Genomic DNA, 22,427 nt, shown 5'->3' on the forward strand with positions numbered 1-22,427 from the left:
TTTTAAGAATATCCGCGCCTCTCTTATATTGCTCCTACGCCGAACGCAGTGCCGCCCACTGCCAGGCAAATCCCATTCAAAGGAGCAGCACCATGAGCGCATCCCTTCGCAGCGTTGACGGTCAGGACGAAAGCACCATCTTGCGTGAAATCCAGAGCGCCCTGCGCGATCTGCGGTTTGGCGCGGTGGAGATCACTGTGCACAACGCGCAGGTCGTGCAGATCGAACGCAAAGAGAAATTCCGTTTGCAGCAACCGGGCAAACAACCGGGCTGAGTTGAAGATCAAAAGATCGCAGCCTGCGGCAGCTCCTACAGGGGGCTGTGTGTAGGAGCTGCCGAAGGCTGCGATCTTTAGCCGGCACATCCGATTCCAGATATTCATAAGAAAAAGCCACCACCAAGAATTCCAGGAGCTTTCACCATGTCGTCGATTCGCCGTTACGCTTTGGCCGCGCTGGCCAGTGCCGTGTTTGCCGGTTCCGCGGTTGCCAAGGATTACGAACTGCTCAACGTGTCGTATGACCCGACGCGCGAGCTGTATCAGGACTACAACGCTGAATTCATCAAGTTCTGGCAGAAAGATCACGCCGGCGACACCGTGAAAATCCAGCAATCCCATGGCGGTTCGGGCAAACAGGGCCGTGCGGTAATCGACGGTCTGCGTGCTGACGTCGTGACTTTGGCCCTGGCCGGCGACATCGACGAAATCGCCAAACTCGGCAAAACCCTGCCCGCCGACTGGCAGAAGCGTCTGCCGGAAGCGAGCACGCCGTACACCTCGACCATCGTCTTCCTGGTGCGCAAGGGCAACCCGAAAGGCATCAAGGACTGGGGCGATCTGGTCAAGAACGACGTCTCGGTGATCACCCCGAACCCGAAAACATCCGGCGGTGCACGCTGGAACTTCCTCGCCGCGTGGGCCTACGGCCTGAAAGCCAACGGCGGTGACGAAGCCAAAGCCAAAGAGTATGTGCAGACTCTGTTCAAACACGTGCCCGTGCTGGACACCGGTGCGCGCGGTTCGACCATTACCTTCGTCAACAACGGTCAGGGTGACGTGTTGCTGGCCTGGGAAAACGAAGCGTTTCTGGCACTGAAAGAAGATGGCGGCGCCGACAAGTTCGACATCGTCGTGCCTTCGCTGTCGATCCTCGCCGAGCCGCCGGTTGCCGTGGTCGACAAGAATGCCGAGAAGAAAGGCAACGAGCAGATCGCCGAAGCCTATCTGAAGCACCTGTACAGCCCGGCCGGTCAGGAAATTGCCGCGAAGAACTTCTACCGTCCGCGTGACAAGGACGTGGCCGCGAAGTACGCCCAGCAGTTCCCGAAACTGGACCTGGTGACCATCGACAAGGACTTCGGCGGCTGGAAAACCGCACAACCGAAATTCTTCAACGACGGTGGTGTGTTCGACCAGATTTATCAGGCGCAGTAATCTGACTTCAGCCACACATCAAGCCTGAAGCCAGGCGCGGAAAATGTGGGAGCGAGCTTGCTCGCGAAAGCGCAGTGTCAGACGACGTAGAGTTGGCTGATACTCCCTCTTCGCGAGCAAGCTCGCTCCCACATTGGTGCGTTCAGCGGATCGCTTTTTAACCAAGGACTTTTATGTCGCGTCGTATCTCCCCCGTCATACCCGGCTTCGGGCTGACGCTGGGCTACACCTTGGTGTACCTCAGCCTGATTGTGCTTATCCCGCTGGCGGCGATGTTCGTCCACGCCGCCCAACTCACCTGGGATCAGTTCTGGGCGATCATTTCCGCACCACGGGTGCTGGCCGCGTTGAAGCTGAGCTTCGGCACCGCGCTGTGTGCGGCGATCATCAACGGCATCATCGGCACGCTGCTGGCCTGGGTGCTGGTGCGCTACACCTTCCCGGGGCGCAAGGTGATCGACGCGATGATCGATCTGCCGTTCGCCCTGCCGACCGCCGTGGCCGGTATCGCGTTGACTGCGCTGTACGCGCCGGCCGGTCTGGTCGGGCAATTCGCCGCTGACCTCGGTTTCAAAATCGCCTACACCCCGCTCGGTATCACTCTGGCGCTGACCTTCGTCACCCTGCCGTTCGTGGTGCGCACGGTGCAGCCGGTGCTGGCCGACATTCCCCGTGAAGTCGAAGAAGCTGCCGCGTGCCTCGGGGCGAAACCGTTGCAGGTATTCCGCCACATCCTCGTCCCGGCGCTGTTGCCTGCCTGGCTCACTGGTTTTGCCTTGGCGTTCGCGCGAGGCGTCGGCGAGTACGGTTCGGTGATTTTCATCGCCGGCAACATGCCGATGAAAACCGAGATTCTGCCGCTGCTGATCATGGTCAAACTCGACCAATACGATTACACCGGCGCCACCGCTATCGGCGTGTTGATGCTGGTGGTTTCCTTCGTCCTGTTGCTGCTGATCAATTTGCTGCAGCGGCGCATCGAAACCCCATAAGGAGGCGCGAACAATGTCCCAATCGTCTATTGCGGCCGCCTCTTCGGCCAACGCTGCACGCCGTGGCAGCGCCACGTCGCGCAGAATCCTGATCGGCCTTGGCTGGCTGGTTTTTTTCCTGTTTCTGCTGCTGCCGTTGTTCATCGTGGTATCGCAGGGGTTGAAGAATGGCCTCGGTGCGTTCTTCACCGCGATCTTTGAACCGGATGCACTGTCGGCACTGAAACTCACCGTGTTCGCCGTGCTGATTTCGGTGCCGTTGAACCTGGTGTTCGGCGTCAGCGCCGCGTGGTGCGTGAGCAAATACTCGTTCCGTGGCAAGAGCATGCTGGTGACGCTGATCGACCTGCCATTCTCGGTGTCGCCGGTGATCGCCGGTCTGGTCTACGTGCTGATGTTCGGCGCGCAGGGCCTGTTCGGGCCGTGGTTGCAGGATCACGACATCCAGATCGTCTTCGCCCTGCCGGGCATCGTGCTGGCGACGATTTTCGTCACCGTGCCGTTCGTGGCCCGCGAGCTGATCCCGCTGATGCAGGAACAAGGCACGCAGGAAGAGGAAGCCGCGCGGTTGCTCGGCGCTAACGGCTGGCAGATGTTCTGGTACGTGACCGTCCCCAACATCAAATGGGGCCTGATCTATGGCGTGGTGCTGTGTACCGCGCGGGCCATGGGTGAATTCGGTGCGGTGTCGGTGGTGTCCGGGCACATTCGCGGGGTGACCAATACCTTGCCGCTGCACGTCGAGATCCTCTACAACGAATACAACCACGTGGCCGCGTTCGCCGTGGCGAGCCTGTTGCTGATCCTGGCGCTCTTCATCCTGCTGCTCAAGCAGTGGAGCGAAAACCGTATCAACCGCCTGCGCGCCAGCGCCGCGGAGGAATAATTCATGTCGATCGAAGTGCGTAACGTCAGCAAGAATTTCAATGCGTTCAAGGCGCTGGACAACATCAGCCTGGACATCCACAGCGGTGAACTGGTCGCGTTGCTTGGCCCGTCGGGCTGCGGCAAGACCACCCTGCTGCGGATTATCGCCGGCCTGGAAACCCCGGATCAGGGCAACATCGTTTTTCATGGCGAAGACGTTTCCGGCCACGACGTGCGTGATCGCAACGTCGGTTTTGTGTTCCAGCATTACGCCTTGTTCCGCCACATGACCGTGTTCGACAACGTCGCCTTCGGCCTGCGCATGAAACCGAAAAACCAGCGTCCGAGCGAAAGCCAGATTGCGGTCAAGGTTCACGAACTGCTGAACATGGTGCAGCTGGATTGGCTGTCGGATCGTTACCCGGAGCAATTGTCCGGTGGCCAGCGTCAGCGGATTGCTTTGGCCCGCGCCTTGGCGGTCGAGCCGAAAGTGTTGCTGCTGGATGAGCCATTCGGCGCCCTCGACGCCAAGGTGCGTAAAGAGCTGCGTCGCTGGTTGGCGCGCCTGCACGAAGACATCAACCTGACCTCGGTGTTCGTGACCCACGACCAGGAAGAAGCGATGGAAGTCGCCGACCGTATCGTGGTGATGAACAAGGGTGTGATCGAGCAGATCGGCTCACCGGGCGACGTCTACGAAAACCCGGCCAGCGATTTCGTTTATCACTTCCTCGGCGATTCGAACCGCTTGCTGTTGAGCGACGACAATCACGTGCTGTTCCGCCCGCATGAGGTGTCGTTGTCCAAGCATGAGCTGGAAGATCACCATGCCGCTGAGGTGCGTGATATTCGGCCGTTGGGCGCGACCACGCGGGTGACGTTGAAGGTAGAAGGGCAGACTGATTTGATCGAGGCCGAAGTGGTGAAAGACCACGACAGCCTGATCGGCTTGGCCAAGGGGGAGACCCTGTTCTTCAAGCCGAAGGTCTGGCAGAAAGTCGCCAGCCTTTAAGATCGAAAGCTTCGCGAGCAAGCTCGCTCCCACAGGGAATTCGGTCAGACATGAAGTTTGTGTTCAGCACCAGTCCACTGTGGGAGCGAGCTTGCTCGCGAATGCGATTTAGACAGCCGCACGATTCGGATTAACCCGCACAACCCCCGCCCGCGCCTCGATCTGTTCTTTCAACTCATGCCGCATCCCCAGCATGAACGCCACCTCGGCCACGACAAACAACGGCCCGACAATCAGCCCCGACACATCATCGACAAACGCTGGTTTGCGCCCTTCATAGTGATGCCCGACAAACTGGATCACCCAGCCCACTACAAACATCGCTAACCCGCTGCTCAGCCAGACCATCGTGCTCTGCTGTGCCAATACATGCCCGACCCAGACCGACAAGCCCATCAGCACGGTCATTAACACGCCAAGCTTCACCTCCAGTCGAAGGTAAAACCACGCCGAGGCCAGCGCCACGATCACGGCTGGAGATATCCACAAGCCGCCCAGCGACCATTCTGGCCGTGACAACAACACCGCCACCGCCACCACAATCAGCGGAATGCCGATAAAGTGGCTGGCGATGTTACGCGGGTCACGGTGGTAGGCGGCGTATTGACTGAGATGGTCGACGAGGCTTTTCATTGTTGTTCCTCCGGTAGGGTTGATCGCATCATCCCTCGGGATCAGGGTTCGCTCTGTCAGGCAGGCGACAATCCAGGAGTGTTTATGCAAATACGTTCGCGATTGATGACCGGGCAGTGGTTCAGTCATTTGCCAGTGTCCTTTCAGGATAGTCTGCTGGCGGCGGCCCGGGAGCGGCGGCTGACGGCGGGGCAGCGCTTGTTTCAGCGTGGTGATGCGCCATGCGGCTTGTACGCGGTGCTTGAGGGCGCGGTGCGTATCGGCGCGGTGAGCGAGCAGGGCAAGGAAGCGTTGTTGAGTCTGGTCGAGGCGCCGCATTGGTTCGGCGAAATCTGCCTGTTCGATGGCCAGCCGCGTACGCATGACGCCTATGCCGTCGGGCCGTGCATGTTGCTGAATATTCCGCAGGCGACGCTGTTGAAACTGCTTGATGAGCAGCCGGTGTACTGGCGACATCTGGCGCTGCTGATGAGCCACAAACTGCGCCTGACCTTTATCAATCTTGAACAACTGAGCCTGCTCCCGGCACCGGCGCGCCTGGCCCATCGCTTGCTGATGATTGCCGAAGGCTACGGCGAACTCGACGCGCCACGCCGAGTACTGCAACTGCCCCAGGAGCAGTTGGCCTCGATGCTGTCGCTGTCGCGGCAGACCACCAACCAGATTCTCAAGGATCTGCAGGGGCAGGGGATTATCGGACTCGGGTATGGCGAGATCGAAATCCTCGACGCCGCGCGATTGCGCGCCCTGGCCACGATCTAGGATCTAACACCGAACCATTGTAGGAGTGAGCCTGCTCGCGATAGCGGTCTGTCAGTCACAGATTGATCAACTGACAGATTGCTATCGCGAGCAGGCTCACTCCTACAGGGGGATTTTGGTAGTGCTCAGGAACCGCGATAGGTCGAGAAACCGTACGGGCTAAGCAGCAGTGGGATGTGGTAATGCTGATCGGTCTGCTTCACTTCAAAAATCACCGGAATCTCCGGGAAAAAGGTGTCGTGCTTGATCTTCTTGAAGTATTCGCCGGTCTTGAACACCACCCGGTACTCACCCGCTTCAAAAGGCTGTTTGGCCGGGAACAGCTCGGCGATGCGCCCTTGTTCATTGGTCGTGCCCTGAGCCAGTGGCTGCCAGTTCTGGCCGACGTGTTTTTCCAGCGTCACGTTGATGCCCGGCGACGGCAGGCCGTTTTCCAGATTGAGCACGTGCACGCTCAACGGGTTGCCAGCAGCCAGCGCCAGGCTTGAAAAAGCACTCAGGCCGAGCGCGGCGAAGGTCATGCGCAAAGTATTCATGGATGCATCTCCTTATTGGGAACGGGTGATGGCCAGACCGGTTTTCTCGGCAGCCTTGATTGCACAGTTTTCGTCTTGCTCACCGCCGCCGGAGCCGGCCACGCCCATCGCACCGACCAGTTCATCAGCCGCGAACAGCGGAATACCGCCGCCGAGCAACAACAATTCGTCGAGGGTGTTGAGGTTGGCGGTTTCCGGATTGCTGCGAGCGCGCTCGGCGAACAGTCGGGTGGCGGTTTTGGTCGACAGCGCGGTGTACGCCTTGCGCTGGCTGGCGGCGGTGTTGTGCGGGCCAACGCCGTCGCCGCGCAAGGTCACCAGCAAGTTGCCGCCGCGATCGAGCACCGACACCGTGCCGGTGCAATTGGTCATGGCGGTGTCGGCGAGCAGACGTGCGGTTTTCAGGTCGAGGTCAGCGTGACGCGGCAGTTCCGGGCTGGCGTAAACCCCGGCGCTGAGGCCGAGGGTCAGGCTGGCGAGCAAGAATTTCAGGGTCATGGACAAGCTCCAGAAGCGAAGGTCGCCACCTTAATCGCCGGTCTTCGTCAGAACCTCGTCAGTCTGATTACAAGTTTGTAATGGGCAACGCCGCCGAAGGCGCCTAGCCTGTGTGCCTATCAATCGAGGTGTGCCATGCGTTTGCTGGTCGTAGAAGATGAAGCCAAAACCGCGAATTTCCTCGCCAAAGGCCTGGGCGAGTCGGGTTTTGCCGTGGACGTGGCGCTCAACGGCCTCGATGGGCGCTACTTTATCGAGCAGCAGGAATATGACCTGATCATCCTCGACGTGATGCTGCCCGGCCTCAACGGCTGGCAATTGTTGCAACTGATCCGCCAGCGCGGCGCCACGCCGGTATTGTTCCTGACCGCCAAGGACGCCATTGAAGACCGCGTGCGCGGCCTCGAACTGGGCGCCGATGATTACTTGCTCAAACCCTTCGCCTTCGCCGAACTGCTCGCGCGGGTACGCACGTTGCTGCGGCGGGGGCCGATGCGTGAAGCTGAGTCATACAACATTGCTGATCTGGAAATCGACGTACTACGGCGCCGCGTCAGCCGTGGTGGCCAGCGCATTGCCCTGACTAACAAGGAGTTCGCCCTGCTGCAATTGCTCGCCAGCCGCCAAGGCGAAGTGCTGTCGCGCACGTTGATTGCCTCGCAGGTGTGGAACCTGAATTTCGACAGCGACACCAACATGGTCGAAGTGGCGGTGCGTCGTTTGCGCGCGAAAGTCGATGATCCGTACATGCCGAAACTGATCCACACCGTGCGCGGCGTCGGTTATCAGCTGGAAGCTCCTGACGATGCGCTCTAGGTCGATCGCCTGGCGTTTGGCGCTGGCGTTCGCGATGGTTTGCGCTTTGGTACTGAGCGCGATTGGCGTGTTTCTCTATCGTTCGCTGGCCGCAGAAATCGCCTACCGCGACGACCTCGCGTTGCTCGGTCGACTGGAGCAAGTGCGCGCCTTGCTCGCCGACAGCGACAGCCTAGGCGCACTTCAGGCGCGGCCACGGCTGTATCAAAACATGCTTGGCAATCTCGACAGCCTGTTGCTGGTGCGCCGTGCCGATGGCTCCAGTGTGATCGCCATCAATCCCCGTCAACGCGTTCTCCCGGCGCTCAATGCAATCGCGCGCGAGCAAGCGCCGCAGCGCCGTGACGTGCTGACGTGGCAAGCGCCGGACGGTAGCGAATTGGCGCTGTTGTCCGGCGAAGCGCAAGGGCCGAATGGCGAGCCGCTAACGGTCATCGCCGGTAAAGTACTGAGCGAGCGCGAGCAGATGCTCGGCAGCTATCGCATGCGCTTGTACCTGTCGGTTGGGCTCGGTGCGTTGCTCGCTTTTGCCTTGGGCTTGCTGTTGCTACGCCGGGGCTTGCGACCGTTACGGCAGTTGAGCGCAGCCGTGCGCGGCATCGATCTGCGCAGCCTCGATCAACGTTTACCTGCCGCTGGCACACCCACGGAACTGCTTGAACCGGTACAGGCACTCAACGGCATGCTGGCACGACTGGACGACAGCGTGCAGCGCCTGTCGCAGTTCTCCGCCGACCTCGCCCACGAAATTCGTACACCGTTGCACACGCTGCTCGCCAGTAACGGCCAGGCACTGAATCATCCGCGCAGCACCGAGGAATATCAGGAAGTGCTGGCCTCGAACATGGAAGAGTTCGAACGGCTCAAGCGCATGGCGGAAAACCTGATGTTCCTCGCCCGGGCAGAACAGGCCGAACGCGCGCTGAATCTGCAAACCCTGGATTTGCACAGCGTTGGCAGTGAACTGTGTGATTACTTTGAAGCCTTGGCGGATGACCGTAACGTGCGGCTCGACAATCAACTGCACGGTGAACTGCTTGCCGATCAGCAACTGTTGCAACGGGCGCTCGGCAATCTGCTGGCCAATGCCGTGCGTCATGCCGATCCCGCCAGCGTGATCAGCCTGCGTCGCCGCGACGAGCCGGGTGAGTGCTGGTTGCAAGTGCACAACCTCGGCCCGGCGATTACGCAGGAACATCTAAGCAAACTCTTCGACCGCTTCTACCGCGTTGATCCTTCACGAGCAGAGCCGGGGGATTCGGGTGGCTTGGGGCTGGCGATCGTGCAGTCGATCATGCAGTTGCATGGGGGACAGGTGCGGGTGATTAGTGATGCTGACGGCACCGTTTTTGAGCTGGGGTTTGTGGTGAGCAAGCGCTGCTTAAATCGTGAGGCTAGTCAGATTTAGATTGGCTTGCAGAAATATGCATCAAATAGAATGCATATTTGCTGAATTTTCTAAAATGCATCGTAAGTAATGCAGGCATCCACAATGGAAAAAATAGGTAAGTTGATTCGAGAGCTTCGTAAGGCTGAGGGACTTTCTCAGCATATGTTAGCCCAACAGTACGGCATGAGCCGCGCGACGATTTCTGGTATCGAAAACAACACCGTTTCTGAGATTGGCTTGCGTAAGGTGGAGGCAATATTGAATGGTTTGGGCTATGAACTCGCTGCGGTTTCTCGACCGTCTCGTCCGACGCTGGATACGCTGAAAAAGGAAAACTTCCATCGCTAAGTCAACCTATCAATTGAAAAGCGCTCGTTAGCTGACCATCAACGCAACCCATCACGAAACTGCCCCGGCGTCATCCCTGTCCAGCGCTTGAACGCGCGGCTGAAGCTGCTGGTGTCGGCGAACCCGAGCAAATAACTCACCTCACTCAACGAGCACTGCGGATCGCGCAGGTGCAGCAATGCCAGATTCTCGCGGCTCTCGTTCAACAACGTATCAAAGCGACAACCCTCATCCGCCAGATGTCTTTGCAGGCTGCGCAAACTCAGGTGCAAGGCCTGAGCAATTCGCTCAGCACTCGGCTCACCTTCCGGCAATTGTTCTTCGATGGCATCGCGCACCTTGCGCTCCCAAGTCAGCGGCTGGAGCTGGGCCATCGTGCGTTTAAGCACCGCTTCATTGTGTTCGGCGAGTTCCGGGTTGGCGTCGTCGAGGTGGCTGTCGAAGTCGGCGAGGGCGAATTCCAGGCGATCTTCGGCACAGCCGAAATGCACCGGGGCGCGGAAGACTTTGTGCCATTGGTGCGCATCGTTTGGCTCCGGGCGGCGCAGGTACACGGCCAGCGGCGCGTAGTCGCGGCCGAGGCGATTGCGGCAGGTGCGCACGTAGATCGCGGTGAAGGCGTCGATGGCTTCGAAGGCCGGCGCGGGATTGCCTGACGGAATTTTCAGACGAAATTGATAGCGGTCGTCGCCACGACTCAGCTCCAGTTCCAGCGCATCGCTGACCACCGGGTGATAGCGCACGATACGTTCGAACACCTCGCGCAGGCTGCCGCTGGCCACCAGCGCATAACCGAGGGCATGGAACGTGGTCGGGCTGACGAACCGCGACACGCGCAAACCGATCGCCGGGTCGCCGCTGACCTGCACGGCGATCTCCCACAGGCGCGTGGTGCCTGACAGCGGATAGCGCGCGTTGGGGTCGTCCATTAAATTCGGATCAAGCCCGGCCTGCTGGCACAGGGCAATGCTGTCCAGCCCCAGCGCATCGAGTTGCTTGCGCAAGGCACGGGTCCAGCTGGCGAGGGAGGTCGGTTCCTTCATGCTGATTGGCGCTTCCGGTCAACAGGTTGGCGTTCTCGGCTACCGCAATTGAAGCCTTGGCGAGGCACGATGCGAACATCATAAACCCGAGGATGGAAGCATGGACGGTACTTCTGCAAGTCCCCAGCGACACAATGCGGCGCAGCGATCAGCGCATATTCGCCAAGTGGTGCTGGCCAAAGGCGTTGAATTGCGTGAGCGCTACCCGATTCTCAAGCATCAGGATGCGCTGGGCGCGGGGATTTTGGTCTTTGCCCTGATCGGGATGATCGGCTCGGCGGCGCTGTACATCAGCGGCCATATGGCGTGGTGGTTGTGCCTGCTGCTCAACGCTTTTTTTGCGTCGCTGACCCATGAACTGGAGCACGATCTGATCCACAGCATGTATTTCCGCAAGCAGCGTGTGCCGCACAATTTGATGATGGGCCTGGTGTGGCTGGCGCGGCCGAGCACGATCAATCCGTGGATTCGCCGGCATCTGCACCTCAATCATCACAAGGTCTCCGGCACTGAAACCGACATGGAAGAACGCGCGATCACCAACGGCGAACCGTGGGGTTTTGCACGCTTGCTGATGGTCGGCGACAACGTCATGTCGGCGTTCATCCGCATGCTGCGGGCCAAGACCTGGGCGCACAAGTTCAGCATCATCAAGCGCACACTTAAGGTCTACGCACCGCTGGCGCTGGTGCATTGGGGCGCGTGGTATGTGTTTCTCGGTTTTCATGCAGCCAATGGCATCGCGTACCTGATGGGCTCGCCGATTGAATGGTCAGCGACGACGTTGTCGGTGATGCAGGTAATTGATATCGCCGCTGTGGTGATCATCGGCCCGAACGTGTTGCGCACGTTTTGCCTGCACTTCATCAGCTCGAACATGCATTACTACGGTGATGTAGAGATGGGCAATGTGCTGCAGCAGTGTCAGGTGCTCAACCCTTGGTGGTTGTGGCCGCTGCAGGCTTTTTGCTTCAACTTTGGCAGCAGTCACGGGATCCATCATTTTGTGGTGAAGGAGCCGTTTTATATTCGCCAGATGACCGTGCCGGTGGCGCATAAGGTGATGCGTGAGATGGGGGTGCGGTTTAATGATTTTGGGACGTTTGGGCGGGCTAACCGGTTTGTTCGTCGGGATGAAGTTGCGGTGTCTGGGGAGGCGGTGGAGGCCTGACAAGCAGCCCCTCACCCTAGCCCTCTCCCGGAGGGAGAGGGGACCGATTGGGGGATATTGAAGAGTTACGCCGCCATGAAAGTGCTTCGTTGAATCCATAATCGACTCGTTTTCACAGGTCGATATTTAACGGAAGACACCTCAGTCAGTCCCCTCTCCCTCCGGGAGAGGGTTAGGGTGAGGGGCTTTTGATCTTCCCCTTCAATCCGGCTGAAACGGCGACTCACTCAAAATCACCCCGGTCTCCTCGACATACTGCTGCCAATGCCCGATCAACGCGCTGAGCTTCTGCGGCTGACTCACCGCCAGATCATGAATCTCCCCCGGATCACTACTCAAATCATACAGCTGCCAGGTCGCCGGCCCGACAGGCCCGGGGATCCACACCGCTTTCCACGATCCCTGCCGAATCGCCCTTCGCCCAAACAATTCCCAACCCGTCACCGTGTGCTCGTCATGCACCTGCGCAGTCTCACCCGACAAGAACCCCAGCCACGATTTGCCGCGCAACGGCGCCACCGGTTTGCCGTGCCAGAGCTTGCCCGGATGGCGCACGCCAGCCAGATCGAGAATCGTCGGGGTGATGTCCATCACCGTGCCGAAACCATGGCTGATCTGCCCTTTGATCGCCAATTGTGGATAGTGCAACAGCGCCGGCACGCGAATCCCGCCCTCGGTAGTAAACGCCTTGAACAGCCGCGACGGTGCGGTAGCCACTTGCGCCCAATTCGGCCCGTACCAGACATAGGAATTGGCGCGGCCAATGTTGTCGAGGCTGTTGTCGTAATGCTGGCTGAGGTACGTCACCAGTTCCGGGCCGAATTTGGGGAACGCTTCAAGCAGCGCACCTTCGGCACCGTTGTCAGACATGAACAGGATGAACGTGTTGTCGAGCTGCCCCTGCTGGCGCAGATAGTCGACGACCCGGCCAATGTTCCAGTCCATGCGCTCGACCATCGCCGCGTAGACCTCCATGGCCCGCGCGGAAATCTGTTTTTGCTCCTCGCTCAGCGCGTCCCACTGCTGGGTTAACTGAATCAGCGGGTGCGGCTCTACGTCCGGTTCAATCAGACCGAGGGCTTTGAGTTTTTCCAGACGCTCCAGGCGCAGCACTTCTGGGCCTGCGTCATAGCGGCCACGGTATTTCTCGACGATGTCGGCGGGCGCCTGCAACGGCCAGTGCGGTGCGGAGAATGGCAAATAGGCGAAGAACGGCCGGGTCTGGTCACGTTCCTTGAGGTACTGCAGCAACTTGTCGCCGAAGGCATCGGAGGAATAAAAGTCCTTCGGCAACTCATCAAGGAAAGTATCGTCCTCGATGTACAGCGCCGGAGTGGATTTCAGCAGGCCGGGGGTTTGCTCGTCGTAGGTCGGCTCGAAACCGTAGTGGTTGGCCGCGCCCGGCAGCAGCGAAAACGAGCGCTCGAAACCCCGCGCATGGGGCGCCAGTTCAGCCTTCAAACCGAGGTGCCATTTGCCGCTCATCAAGGTTTGATAACCGGCCTCGCGCAGCAACTCCGGCAGCGCCACCACGCGGTCGTTGAGGTAGCCCTCATAACCCGGTTTACCGATCAGTTCCGGCGTCAGCGTTTCGGCCATGGTGCCGATGCCGGCGATGTGGTGATCGGTGCCGGTGAGCAGCATCGAACGGGTCGGCGAGCAGGTCGGTGCGGTGTGAAAGTCGGTCAGGCGCAGACCGTTGTTGGCCAGGGCATCAAGGTGCGGCGTGGCGATTTCGCCGCCGAACGCACCGATGTCGGAGAAGCCGAGATCGTCGGCCAGAATCACCAGAAAATTGGGACGTTGCGGCATCGCAAAACTCCTGTTCAGCAGGCAATGAACGTCAGCGGCAGATCGCGGATCTGCACCGGCACGCTCGGTTGGTAATGGTCGTCACTGGTCAGTTCGTGCAGCAGCTCTTCACGCAACTGATGGAAGTCGAAACTGCTGCGCTGGCGCGGATGCGGCAGGGCGATGTCGACCACTTGCTTGATCCGCCCCGGACGCGGCTCCATCACCACCACACGGTCGGCGAGGAAGATCGCTTCTTCGACGTCGTGGGTGACGAGGATCGTGGTGATTTTTGCGCGGTCACGGATCGCCAGCAGCTCGTCCTGCATCTGCTGGCGAGTCAGCGCATCGAGGGCACCGAAGGGTTCATCGAGCAGCAGAATGCGTGGGCTGGCAACCAGGCCGCGAGCGATCGCCACACGCTGGGCCATGCCGCCGGAGAGCTGATGCGGATAGGCGCGAGTGAAGTCGCGCAGGCCGACCAGATCGATAAAGTCGTTGATCCGCTGTTGCTTCTGCGCAGCGCTCAGTGGCTCGTTGACCAGGCCCAGGCCGATATTGTCGGCGACGGTCAGCCAAGGGAACAAACGGTGTTCCTGAAAGACGATGCCACGCTCGCCACCGATGCCGCTGACGGCTTTGCCATCCACGGTAATCTGTCCGCGAAACTGCGTATCAAGGCCCACCAATAACCGCAGTAACGTCGATTTACCGCAGCCGCTGGAACCGACAATCGCGACAAACTCGCCCTCGGCAATGTCCAGGTTGAATTCGCGAATCGCCTCCAGTTCGAAACCGTCGACGTCGAAGGATTTGCCTACGTGTTTAAAGCTGACAATCGGTGCGTTCATGCGTGTCTCCAGCGGGTCGCGCGAATTTCCAGGCGTTGGCCAATGAGGTTGAGCAGGGCGCCGGTGAGGCCGACGAAAAGCATGCCGGCCATGATCAAGTCCATGCGCAGCAGTTGTTGTGCGCCGATCATCTGGCTGCCGATGCCGCCGTTGGACGGCATGAAATATTCGGCGCCGATGGTGCCGAGCCAGGCGTAGATCAAGCTCAATCTGAGGCCTGCGAAAATCCCCGGCGCAGCGCCCGGCAGCACCAGTCGGCGCAGGCGTTGGCCGAGGCTCAGGCGCAGCACTTGTGCGGCTTCGTTGAGTTGTGGCGAGAGATTGGCGACGCTGCGTTGCGTGGCGATAAACAAAGGGAAGAACGCGGCGAGGGCGACGAACACCCACTTGGCCAGTTCGCCGAGACCGAACCAGGCAGTGAGCAGCGGCACCCAGGCGAAAATGGCAATTTGGCGGATGGCCGCGAGGGTCGGGCCGAGCAGGCGTTCGCTGATGTTCGATAGACCCAGCAGCAGGCCCAAGGCAAATCCGAGTCCGCCGCCGAGCAACAGGCCGCCGAGCGTGCGGCCGAGACTGAGCGCCATGCCGCTGATCAGCGTGCCATCGAGCAGACCGTCCCAGGCAGTGATCAACACCGCCAACGGGCTGACCAGGATGTTGGCGTCGACCCACTGCTGTTCACTCGCCAATTGCCACAGCGCCAGCAGGCTCAGCGGCAACAGCCACGGTTGCAGACGCTGCCAGCCTTCATGACGCGGGCCGCGACGAATTTCAGCGGTGGCCGGGTGCGGCCAGTGCACCAGTTGTTTGTCCAGCAGACCAATGCCGCGATCCATCGCCACGCCGATCACACCGATGACCACGATGCAGACGAACACGATGTCGAGCATGAACAATTGTCGCGCCCAGACCATCAGGTAACCGATGCCTTCGCTGGAGGCCAATAGTTCGACCGCCAGCAACGAAGTCCATCCGGCGGCCAGTGCCAGACGCACGCCAGCCATAAACGCGGGGAGGGCGGCGGGCAAGACCAGGCGGCGCACCAGCAAGTGCGGCGGCAGACGCAGAACCGCGGCGGCTTCACGCAATTTCGGCTGTGCGTCGCGTACGCCGACCAGTGTGTGCAGGGTCACCGGCACCACCACCGCTTTGATCAGCACCACCAGTTTCAACACCTCGCCGATGCCGAAAAACACCATGAACAACGGAATCCAGGCCAGCGTCGGTATTTGCGAAAGTCCGGCGAAGGTCGGGAAGATCAAACGTTCAAGACGCGGACTGAAACCCAGAGCCGCCCCCAATACCGCGCCCGCCGAAATCCCTGCGAGCAAACCCCAGAACAATCGCTGCAGGCTGATCCACAAATGGCTCCACAGCTCGCCATGCGCCAGCTCGACGGCGCTGTTCCACACCAGTGATGGCGCGGGCAGGATCTGCTCGCTCATCCAGGCATTGCGCGCGGCCAGCCACCACAGGGCGAACAGGCTGAGGGGCAACAGCCACGGCAACAGGCGTTGGTTCAGGCTTGGCCAGGTACGACGGCTTTTCAGCGGCGGCGCGGGGAGTGGGAGACTGAGCAAGGATTGGCGGGCCATGGGTGACCTCCGTTGTCGGGTTGGCTCAAGATCAAAAGATCGCAGCCTTCGGCAGCTCCTACGGGGGGAATGCGTCCTTGAATTGACCCCTGTAGGAGCTGCCGAAGGCTGCGATCTCTTGCGATATTAACTAAGAGCTAATGGTTATAAACAATCTGTAATAAGTTGTTTTTAGAGATAAGCAGCGCCATTTAAGGCTTCCAGACCACACGCATCCAATGCATTCGAAGAATATTTTCGATGCTGTTAATGCATACGCCGCTGCAAGCCCCGTTAATGCTTGCTTAGCGTTAAAAGCTATAAAAATGTGCATTTATAGTATTTAAGCGAAGGTATTCATTCGGCCTACTTTCGGCTCCTCAACGCCCGTCGTGATCAAGGAGCTGCACCCATGAACCTCCCCTTCAAACGTGTTTTCAGTCTGTTTGCCGTTCCTGCACTGGCGGGCCTGCTGGCGTTCACCGCTCACGCTGATGAACTCAAGGAAATCAGAATCGCCGTGCCCGACCTGAGCGCCGGCACCCAGCACAGCGGCGGCGGTGTGGTCGACGTGTTGCGTGATCAGCAGATCTTCGAAAAAGCCTTCGCCGATCAAGGCATCAAGATTCAGTGGAATTTTTTCAAGGGCGCCGGGCCGGTGATCAATGAGGCGTTTGCCAATGGTCAGGTTGATCTGGCGTATCTGGGCGACCTGGCGGCAATCATCGGCAAGTCCAATGGCCTCGATACGCGGTTGCTCAGCGCCAGTGCCCGTGGGGTGAAGCAATATCTGGGCGTGGTGCCGGGCTCCGGAATCAAGACCCTGCAGGATTTGAAAGGCAAGCGCGTGGCAATCTTTCGGGGCACTGCGACGCAACTCTCATTCGATGCAGCGCTGGCCAGTCAAGGCTTGAGCGAGAAGGATCTGAAAGTCATCAACCTCGACTTCACTGGCGCGACCGCTGCGCTGGCGGCGAAGCAAATCGATGCGTCGTGGGGCAGCTCTGGTTTGGCGGCGTTGCAGACCAAGGGTCTGGCCGAGTTGCCGCTGAATACCAAGGATCTCGGTGGTGCGGGCAGTGTGCAGTCGGTGCTGGTTGGCACCGGCAAGTTTGTCGACGCGCATCCGGAGGCGGTGGCGAAGTTGCTCAAGGCGCAGCAGCAGGCGGTCGAGTGGCTGACCCAGGACAGCAACAAGGCTGCTTACGTGCAATTGGTCTCGGGGCTGGCGAGTTATCCACCGGTGATCCTCACTGAGGATCTGAAAGATCAGAAGTTGAGCGACGTGTTCCCGTCGACACTGGATCCGGTGTTCCTTGGCAGCTTGCAGGACAAAGTTGATCTGGCGGCGCAGCAGAAGCTGATTCGCAAGCCGTTCAAGGTCAACGATTGGGTGGCGCCTGAGCTGGCAGCGGCCAAGCTCTAACGTACACCGATCGTTCCCACGCTCTGCGTGGGAACGCATCACTGGACGCTCTGCGTCCGCTTTGGGACGCGGAGCGTCCCGGGCTGCATTCCCACGCAGAGCGTGGGAACGATCCCCTTAAACAGCGACGCTGACGTCCTGCCGATCCACCGCCACCAACGTCTCGATCAGCGCCCGTGCCGCCGGCGACAGGCGAAACCCGGTGCGACTGACAATCCCGCAGCGCGCATTCATGCTCTCCAGGTTCTGCGGCAAATTACGCCAGTGCAACAACACCAGCGACCCCTTGGCAATGTCCTCGACAAACGCCTCTTCCGTACCGACGCCGATCGCATTCGATTGCAGCACCACTTTCACCAGCGCCGGAAAGTGCTCGGTCTCGATGGTCGGTGAAAAATCGATGCGTCCACTGAGGTTCGCCAGCAATTTACGAATGCCCGGCGGGATCAGCGTGGTCGCCAGCGGGTAGTCGAACATGTCGTTAGTCGACAGGCTTTCCTTGGCCAGCAACGGATGCCCCGGCCGGCAGAAAAACACCCCACGCTTGGGTGTCAGTGCCTGGGTCTGGAAGTTTGGATCGGACTCGAAATGGCGGATGTCGGCGATGAAGAATTCGATCTCTTCACGGCTCAGCGCGCGGCTGAGTTTTTCCCAGTTATCCACTTGAAAGCAGGTGCGCACTTTCGGGTGCGCATTGATGAATTGCGCCACCGCGTCCGGCACCAGTTTCACTGCTGGTGCCGGGCCGCAACCGAAGTGCACTTCGCCGGCATCGAGCTTGGTCATCTGCGTCACTTCGGCGCTGAGCAAGGCTGCGCCCTGCACCAGGCTAAGGGCGTGCTGCAGCACGACCTGGCCCTCTGGTGTGGGGCGCAGATCCTTGTTGCCGCGATCCACCAGCACGCAGCCGAACTCTTGCTCGAGCCCCTGAATACTGCGGCTGAACGCCGGTTGAGTGATGCCCATTGCGTCCGCCGCACGGACAAAACTGCGGTGTTCGTTGAGGGCGATGAAGTAACGCAACTGGCGAAGATCCATATGCTTTTCCGGCATCCTAAAAATAGCTCGAAGGCATTTGCGACGAGGGTTGTTAGAGGTTTTAAATGCAAGCTCTTATTCCGTCAACGAAGCATGTGAATATCTATTAGATGTAAATGGAATATAGATAGAGCGTTGTTTCGCTGCCGTCCAACCGTAAGCAGTCGATGAGGGTCTACCCATGAGCAATGCCGCACTCGCAGTAAAACCCGCTGTTCACACGCTGGAAATCCATCCGGTGGCCGGTCGTATCGGTGCCGAGATCCGTGGTGTGCATTTGTCCGGTGAGCTGGACGCCGCCACCGTCGAAGCCATTCAACAGGCGCTGGTGCAATACAAAGTCGTGTTCTTCCGCGAACAGACTCAGCTCGATGATCAGCGCCAGGAAGCCTTTGCCCATTTGCTCGGAGAACCTGTGGCGCATCCGACCGTGCCGTCCCGTGAAGGCACGCGTTATCTGCTCGAACTGGACGGCGCTGAAGGCCAGCGCGCCAACTCCTGGCACACCGACGTGACCTTCGTCGATGCCTACCCGAAAGCCTCGATCCTGCGCTCGGTGGTAGCCCCGGCCTTCGGTGGCGACACCCTGTGGGCCAACACCGCCACGGCGTACAACGGCTTGCCGACCGAGCTGCGTGAACTGGCCGACAAACTGGTCGCCGTGCACAGCAACGAATACGACTACGCCAGCGCGAAACCGGACGTCTCGGCGGAGAAGCTTGAGCGCTATCGCAAAGTCTTCACCTCGACCGTGTACGAGACCGAGCACCCGGTGGTGCGCGTGCACCCGATCAGCGGCGAGAAGAGTTTGCTGCTGGGGCATTTCGTCAAACGTATCAAGGGTTATTCGCAGGCGGATTCGGCGCATCTGTTCGGCTTGTTGCAGAGCCATGTGATTCGCCAGGAAAACACCGTGCGCTGGCGCTGGAAGGCCGGTGATGTGGCGATCTGGGATAACCGTTCGACGCAGCATTATGCGATTGATGATTACGGGACTCAGGATCGGGTGGTGCGTCGGGTGACGCTCAAGGGGGAAGTGCCGGTTGGGGCGAATGGGCAGCGTAGCCAGACCATCAAAGGTCGCGATTGAAGATCAAAAACCCCTCATCGGAACGCCGCCCGCCCAGCCCTCTCCCAGAGGGAGAGGGAGCCGACCGAGTTGTCTCGCGTTAGATATCGACCTGAAAGACCTTATCGATTATGGATTCGGTGAAGCACGATCAGGTCGGTGTACCTCTGAAATATCCCCCATTTAGTCCCCTCTCCCTCTGGGAGAGGGTTAGGGTGAGGGGCTCTTAAAGCTACCAAACACCAATCTGAACAACCTTCTCTGTCTCCGGCTCACCATAACGAAACCGCTGCCCCCGCCAATCAATCTCCTGATGGCTGATGGTCGTGCGCCGCTTCAACCCACGCACCCATTCAAACAAATACCCCGAATGCTCCTCACGCACCACCGCATACGCCGGATCCTCGCCCAAATCCCGCAACTCCTGCGGATCATTCAACAGGTCAAACAACTGCGGCCGAAAGCCGTCGTACGCCAGGTATTTCCAGCGCTCGCTGCGCACCATGGTCATGCGGCAACGATCAATCGGCTGACCCAGACGCTCACGCGCCGGCGCCTGGAAGGCGTAGTCGTATTCGCTGATTGCATAGCGGCGCCAGTCCGGATTTTCGCCGTGCAACAGTGGGATCAACGAACGGCCTTCAAGCCGATGCTCTGCCCCTGGCAAGCCCAGAGCCGCAAGGAATGTCGGCACCGCATCGATGGTTTCTGTCAGTCGATCATCGACGGTTCCCCGGGTGACATCCGCCGCCGCCCGAGGGTCGCGCACGATCAATGGCACCCCCACTGCCTGCTCCAGCAAGAACTCCTTCTCGCCGAGCCAGTGATCACCGAGAAAGTCGCCGTGATCGCTGGTGAACACGATCAGCGTGTCATCCCAGCGGCCATTGCTCTGCAGAAAATCGAACAGCCGCCCGAGTTGATCATCCACCTGCTTGATCAGACCCATGTACGTAGGGATTACAGTTAATCGTACTGAATCGCGGGAAAAGTTGAGGCTTTCCTCATGCTGGCGAAAGGCAGTGTATACGGGGTGTTTGCTGGCTTCGGAGGGCGTCGCGCGGACCGCTTCGAGAATCGATTTCGTACTGTACAAGGCGTGGTACGGCGCTGGTACGATGTAGGGCCAGTGCGGTTTGATATAGGAAAGGTGTAAACACCACGATTTCTCGCCTTGCTCGGTGATGAAGTCGATGGCTCGATTTGTAGTGTAGACAGTCTCTGAGTGCTGCTCGGGAATTCGTGCTGGCAAATTCGCATGACGCATTTGCCAGCCGCTGAGGATTTCACCATTGGCGCCTTCGGCGGCGTTGGCCCAGTCGTGCCAGGGGTTTTTGCCGTCGAAGCCGTGTTCACGCAGGTAATGGGTATAGGGCGCGGATTCGCGTTTGTCGTCGAACAGCGGATCGTCGGGGTAGATGCCGTCGTGGCGCATGTACGGTTCGAAACCGACTTCGTTGAGGATTTCGGCTTGCTCGCTGTCAGGATTGATCGCCAGGCGTTGCAAGGCATCGACATTCGCCGTGGCGTGGGTCTTGCCGACCAGCGCCGTACGGATGCCGTGAGGGCGCAGGTAATCGCCAATCGTCAGTTCCTCCAGCGGCAGCGGCACGGCGTTCCACGCCACTTGATGGCTGCTGACATAACGTCCGGTGTAGGCCGACATCCGCGATGGGCCGCAGATCGTGCCTTGGGTGTAGGCGCGGCTGAAACGTACACCGGCGGCGGCCAGGCGATCGATGTTTGGCGTGTGCAGATGCGGATGGCCGTAGCAGGACAGGTAATCGCGGCGCAGTTGGTCGCACATGATGTACAGCACGTTGCGCACGGGGTTTGGCGGGGTGGGCATGGGGTTCACCGGTCAGAAGGACAGGCGAGGGTTTTCGCTTTCGGCGGGGGTGTTCGGCAAGTGCATTTGGGGAATGGGTTTTATGCAGGAAATGCATCGGTGCCTGTGCCGGCCTCTTCGCGAGCAGGCTCGCTCCCACAGGGTTGGTGGCGATCACAAATTCTGTATTCACCACAGTCCACTGTGGGAGCGAGCCTGCTCGCGAAGGCGTCATCTCAGACAGCGAGATTCTGCAGCGAGCAAACCTCCTCATCCTGCTGATCTATCTCTTTGATCTGCTCGATCATCGCCTCCGCCAACGGCGACAACCGATACCCCGCGCGGCTGACAATTCCGTAACGGGTGTACAGCTCCTCAAGATCATCCGCCAGTCCTTCGATGCGCAAGCACACCAACTCGCCCCTGGCCTGATGCAACGCATCGGAATACGCCCCGACAATCCCGATCGCATCCGAACGCAGCACCACGCTGAGCAGGCTCGAGCTGTTTTCACACTCCACATTTGGTGTGAAATCCGGCCGCCCGCTGAGGTCGACTATGACCTTGCGCAGGTTCGGCGGACGAATACTTACCGCCAGGGGATAGCTCATCAATTGCTCGGCCGTGACCCGTTCAAACCCGGCCAAAGGGTGGCCGGCACGGCAGCAGAAATACCACTTGCGCGGTCGCAACCGGTGGGTCAGGTAATCCGGATCTGCCTCGAAGTGCCGAGTGTCCGCGACAAAAAATTCAAACTCTTCGCTGAGTAACCGCTTACTCAGACTCTGCCAGTCATCGACCTGAAACTGCACCCGCGCTTTCGGATAACGCCCGATAAAGCTGCCAATCGCCCGCGGAATCAAACCCGCCGCCGGCGCCGGCCCACAACCGAAGCGCAATTCCCCCGCCTCCAGCCCGTTGAACTGGCTGATCTCGTTGGCCATCTGCTGCGCGCCGCTGACCAGTCGCCGCGCGTGTTCAAGCAGCACCTGGCCCTGTTTGGTCGGCGGTAATTCCTTGCGTCCGCGATCAACCAACTGACAGCCGACGCTGTGCTCGAGTGCCTGAATGCTGCGGCTGAACGCTGACTGCGACAGGTTCACCGCCTGCGCGCCGGCGACGAAGCTGCGTTGTTCAGCCAAGGCGATGAAGTGACGAAGTTGGCGCAAGTCGATATGCATTTTTCACATAAAAAATATCCGGGAAATGCATTGGATATGCATTAGGTCGACTCCTTATAAAGGCAATCTCTTATGCAGTAAATATTTGTAAATCCATAAATAAATAACTTAAAAGAATATGCAGCGCTAAAGATGTCTGTGTGTTTTTTGACCAGGAGCCGCGCC

General features: G+C 59.4%; 22 protein-coding genes. 12 read left to right on the top strand and 10 right to left on the bottom strand.

Going from position 1 to position 22,427, the window contains the following annotated elements; translation table 11 throughout:
- Window positions 1-92: 92 nt before the first annotated feature.
- The 5 genes from oscA (at window position 93) to ACWR1S_RS10620 (ending at window position 4,307) form a co-directional block, all read left to right on the top strand.
- A complete protein-coding gene (gene oscA, locus ACWR1S_RS10600; RefSeq protein ID WP_007917682.1) occupies window positions 93-275 on the top strand; it encodes a sulfur starvation response protein OscA in 183 nt (60 codons plus the stop codon).
- A 147-nt stretch (window positions 276-422) separates the two neighbouring features.
- Window positions 423-1,436, top strand: coding sequence for a sulfate ABC transporter substrate-binding protein (locus tag ACWR1S_RS10605; protein WP_007917681.1), 1,014 nt, complete (start codon window positions 423-425; stop codon window positions 1,434-1,436).
- A gap of 173 nt (window positions 1,437-1,609) precedes the next feature.
- Complete coding sequence (gene cysT, locus ACWR1S_RS10610; protein WP_008080019.1) at window positions 1,610-2,428, top strand: sulfate ABC transporter permease subunit CysT; 819 nt, start codon at window positions 1,610-1,612, stop codon at window positions 2,426-2,428.
- A 13-nt stretch (window positions 2,429-2,441) separates the two neighbouring features.
- Window positions 2,442-3,314, top strand: coding sequence for a sulfate ABC transporter permease subunit CysW (gene cysW / locus ACWR1S_RS10615; protein ID WP_454563436.1), 873 nt, complete (start codon window positions 2,442-2,444; stop codon window positions 3,312-3,314).
- Window positions 3,315-3,317: 3 nt separating this feature from the next.
- A complete protein-coding gene (locus tag ACWR1S_RS10620; RefSeq protein ID WP_102354732.1) occupies window positions 3,318-4,307 on the top strand; it encodes a sulfate/molybdate ABC transporter ATP-binding protein in 990 nt (329 codons plus the stop codon).
- Between the two features lie 108 nt (window positions 4,308-4,415).
- Here the strand turns inward: ACWR1S_RS10620 and ACWR1S_RS10625 are convergent, their stop codons facing one another.
- A complete protein-coding gene (locus tag ACWR1S_RS10625) occupies window positions 4,416-4,940 on the bottom strand; it encodes an Mpo1 family 2-hydroxy fatty acid dioxygenase (protein WP_454563437.1) in 525 nt (174 codons plus the stop codon).
- 84 nt (window positions 4,941-5,024) lie between these two features.
- On the opposite strand from ACWR1S_RS10625, the gene ACWR1S_RS10630 reads away from it, so the two are divergent.
- The gene (locus tag ACWR1S_RS10630) at window positions 5,025-5,702 is read left to right on the top strand and encodes a Crp/Fnr family transcriptional regulator (protein ID WP_454563438.1); all 678 of its coding nucleotides are present in this window, start codon (window positions 5,025-5,027) and stop codon (window positions 5,700-5,702) included.
- Between the two features lie 125 nt (window positions 5,703-5,827).
- Here the strand turns inward: ACWR1S_RS10630 and uraH are convergent, their stop codons facing one another.
- On the bottom strand, window positions 5,828-6,238 hold the full coding sequence (gene uraH / locus ACWR1S_RS10635) for a hydroxyisourate hydrolase (protein ID WP_311884858.1): 411 nt from the start codon (window positions 6,236-6,238) through the stop codon (window positions 5,828-5,830).
- Window positions 6,239-6,250: 12 nt separating this feature from the next.
- Window positions 6,251-6,736, bottom strand: a complete 486-nt coding sequence (locus ACWR1S_RS10640) for a GlcG/HbpS family heme-binding protein (protein WP_454563439.1) — start codon at window positions 6,734-6,736, stop codon at window positions 6,251-6,253.
- Between the two features lie 135 nt (window positions 6,737-6,871).
- Here ACWR1S_RS10640 and ACWR1S_RS10645 point away from each other — a divergent pair, with 135 nt between their 5' ends.
- The 3 genes from ACWR1S_RS10645 to ACWR1S_RS10655 all read left to right on the top strand — a co-directional run bounded on the left by ACWR1S_RS10645 (window position 6,872) and on the right by ACWR1S_RS10655 (window position 9,290).
- A complete protein-coding gene (locus ACWR1S_RS10645; protein WP_454563440.1) occupies window positions 6,872-7,552 on the top strand; it encodes a heavy metal response regulator transcription factor in 681 nt (226 codons plus the stop codon).
- Window positions 7,542-8,960: a heavy metal sensor histidine kinase gene (locus ACWR1S_RS10650; RefSeq protein WP_454563441.1), complete on the top strand. Its 1,419-nt coding sequence runs from the start codon at window positions 7,542-7,544 to the stop codon at window positions 8,958-8,960. Before ACWR1S_RS10645 ends, ACWR1S_RS10650 begins: the two co-directional genes overlap by 11 nt.
- 84 nt (window positions 8,961-9,044) lie before the next feature.
- Window positions 9,045-9,290 (top strand): helix-turn-helix domain-containing protein, encoded by a 246-nt coding sequence (locus tag ACWR1S_RS10655; protein ID WP_454563442.1) that lies wholly within the window; start codon window positions 9,045-9,047, stop codon window positions 9,288-9,290.
- Window positions 9,291-9,328: 38 nt separating this feature from the next.
- Here ACWR1S_RS10655 and ACWR1S_RS10660 read toward each other — a convergent pair whose 3' ends face one another.
- Complete coding sequence (locus tag ACWR1S_RS10660) at window positions 9,329-10,333, bottom strand: AraC family transcriptional regulator (RefSeq protein ID WP_257356748.1); 1,005 nt, start codon at window positions 10,331-10,333, stop codon at window positions 9,329-9,331.
- Between the two features lie 100 nt (window positions 10,334-10,433).
- Here ACWR1S_RS10660 and ACWR1S_RS10665 point away from each other — a divergent pair, with 100 nt between their 5' ends.
- A complete protein-coding gene (locus tag ACWR1S_RS10665) occupies window positions 10,434-11,504 on the top strand; it encodes a fatty acid desaturase (RefSeq protein ID WP_454563443.1) in 1,071 nt (356 codons plus the stop codon).
- A gap of 201 nt (window positions 11,505-11,705) precedes the next feature.
- Here the strand turns inward: ACWR1S_RS10665 and ACWR1S_RS10670 are convergent, their stop codons facing one another.
- Genes ACWR1S_RS10670 through ACWR1S_RS10680 form a run of 3 tightly spaced genes read right to left on the bottom strand, consistent with a single transcriptional unit; the run spans window position 11,706 to window position 15,741 of the window.
- Entirely contained in the window at window positions 11,706-13,316 is a 1,611-nt protein-coding gene (locus ACWR1S_RS10670) for an arylsulfatase (RefSeq protein WP_454563444.1), read from the bottom strand.
- A gap of 14 nt (window positions 13,317-13,330) precedes the next feature.
- Complete coding sequence (locus tag ACWR1S_RS10675; RefSeq protein ID WP_150649892.1) at window positions 13,331-14,146, bottom strand: ABC transporter ATP-binding protein; 816 nt, start codon at window positions 14,144-14,146, stop codon at window positions 13,331-13,333.
- Entirely contained in the window at window positions 14,143-15,741 is a 1,599-nt protein-coding gene (locus tag ACWR1S_RS10680) for an ABC transporter permease (RefSeq protein WP_454563445.1), read from the bottom strand. The genes ACWR1S_RS10675 and ACWR1S_RS10680 overlap by 4 nt, the downstream gene beginning before the upstream one ends.
- 391 nt (window positions 15,742-16,132) lie before the next feature.
- On the opposite strand from ACWR1S_RS10680, the gene ACWR1S_RS10685 reads away from it, so the two are divergent.
- Window positions 16,133-17,146 carry an ABC transporter substrate-binding protein gene (locus ACWR1S_RS10685; RefSeq protein WP_454563446.1) on the top strand — a complete coding sequence of 338 codons (1,014 nt, stop codon included), beginning with the start codon at window positions 16,133-16,135 and terminating at the stop codon, window positions 17,144-17,146.
- A gap of 117 nt (window positions 17,147-17,263) precedes the next feature.
- Here ACWR1S_RS10685 and ACWR1S_RS10690 read toward each other — a convergent pair whose 3' ends face one another.
- The gene (locus ACWR1S_RS10690; RefSeq protein WP_016985202.1) at window positions 17,264-18,184 is read right to left on the bottom strand and encodes a LysR family transcriptional regulator; all 921 of its coding nucleotides are present in this window, start codon (window positions 18,182-18,184) and stop codon (window positions 17,264-17,266) included.
- Window positions 18,185-18,365: 181 nt separating this feature from the next.
- Here ACWR1S_RS10690 and ACWR1S_RS10695 point away from each other — a divergent pair, with 181 nt between their 5' ends.
- A complete protein-coding gene (locus tag ACWR1S_RS10695; protein ID WP_454563447.1) occupies window positions 18,366-19,274 on the top strand; it encodes a TauD/TfdA dioxygenase family protein in 909 nt (302 codons plus the stop codon).
- 211 nt (window positions 19,275-19,485) lie between these two features.
- Here ACWR1S_RS10695 and ACWR1S_RS10700 read toward each other — a convergent pair whose 3' ends face one another.
- Both ACWR1S_RS10700 and ACWR1S_RS10705 read right to left on the bottom strand, forming a co-directional pair.
- A complete protein-coding gene (locus tag ACWR1S_RS10700) occupies window positions 19,486-21,102 on the bottom strand; it encodes an alkaline phosphatase family protein (protein WP_454563448.1) in 1,617 nt (538 codons plus the stop codon).
- A 215-nt stretch (window positions 21,103-21,317) separates the two neighbouring features.
- Window positions 21,318-22,262: a LysR family transcriptional regulator gene (locus ACWR1S_RS10705; protein WP_454563449.1), complete on the bottom strand. Its 945-nt coding sequence runs from the start codon at window positions 22,260-22,262 to the stop codon at window positions 21,318-21,320.
- Window positions 22,263-22,427: the final 165 nt, after the last annotated feature.

The organism is Pseudomonas sp. AIG, from assembly GCF_977020205.1.